Here is a 556-nt window from a genome sequence, read left to right on the forward strand (position 1 = left end):
TCAAGCTGAAAAGGTATCAGCTTTTTATAGTGCCGCCGCTCTACTTCGCTCACCGTCACACGGCGGGTAACCACACTGCTAGAGGGAAGCACTACGACAACATGTGCCGGCAATAACGTAAACGCCTGTTGTAACTGCTCAACATCACCGTCCGACAAATCAGACCACTTGCCCTGCTGGTAGGTTTGCCATTGATAGGTTATAGCCCCTTCCGCTTCCTCAGCCGCCAAGGGATAAAGATAGAGCCCCTCTATTATTGCTTGCTCGAAAGCAAACTCAGCGGGTGCGTCGGTCGATGTCTGTGTCACTAAGTCTGTTGTCATGATCTTCTACTTTTCTTAACGCTTACGATCATTCTTCGCGTCGTTATTGTCATTTTTCGTATTAGAACGACCACTGTCTGCGCCCTTATTATCACCGGTTGCGGCGCTTGAGGTTTTATCCATCAAGCTTTGCAAACTGGTGCTTTGGCCAGCGGCGTAGCGAGCAACTACTTTTACGTCGCTATCGTCTCTAAATAAAAGAACACGTCGGTTTACAATTTTGTCTTCTATTT

General features: G+C 47.7%; 2 protein-coding genes. Both read right to left on the minus strand.

The genetic code is table 11. From position 1 onward, the window contains the following. On the minus strand, positions 1-323 hold a 323-nt coding region (locus ACFQEU_RS17775; protein WP_379784311.1), incomplete at its 3' end, for a hypothetical protein. Between the two features lie 15 nt (positions 324-338). Beyond that, a partial coding sequence (locus tag ACFQEU_RS17780) for a hypothetical protein (RefSeq protein WP_379784313.1) occupies positions 339-556 on the minus strand: 218 nt, incomplete at its 5' end.

The sequence above is a fragment of the Halorubrum tibetense genome (assembly GCF_042661865.1).
GTDB lineage: Archaea > Halobacteriota > Halobacteria > Halobacteriales > Haloferacaceae > Halorubrum > Halorubrum tibetense.